Source organism: Streptomyces sp. NPDC127092 (assembly GCF_042722475.1).
Lineage (GTDB): Bacteria > Actinomycetota > Actinomycetes > Streptomycetales > Streptomycetaceae > Streptomyces.
In genome coordinates, this window is the sequence record NZ_JBHXFE010000302.1 from 1 (window position 1) to 387 (window position 387).

At 68.7% G+C, this 387-nt stretch carries 1 protein-coding gene and 1 pseudogene; both read right to left on the minus strand.

The annotated features are described in order from the left end of the window. A pseudogene (locus ACFWJO_RS39895) lies at nt 1–230 on the minus strand (hypothetical protein); the annotation flags it as partial. Nucleotides 231–274: 44 nt separating this feature from the next. Then, the coding region (locus ACFWJO_RS39900) for a hypothetical protein (RefSeq protein WP_386873217.1) at nt 275–387 on the minus strand (113 nt) is incomplete at its 5' end.

A 387-nucleotide genomic window follows, 5' to 3' on the forward strand; every position in this document is an offset into this window, starting at 1 on the left:
ACCGGATCGGGTTCGACGAGTGCCACCGACGGCAGCGCCCGTTTGCCCATGATCACGGGATGGACGAATTCGACGGCGACGTGGTGGGCGTGCGGCTCCCACTGGGGTGAGATCACCCAGAGCGTCGCGCCGTCATGGAATCTGCGGGCGAGTGACAATGCTGCGGCAGCGAGATCCGCAGACAGGTCCGTGTCGACAAGGTGGCCGCCCGCCTCTGCGGTGGTGGTCATTCACTAGCTCCCGTCCCGGACCGGCCGGTCGGGGGCTGCCGACGTCACGGTCCGCGCATGGTCGCCGCGGCACCGATCACCGCCTGGCCGAGGGAGAGTCCTCCGTCGTTGGGAGGCACCCGGTGGTGGGTGAGGACTCGATAACCGCTGCTCTCCC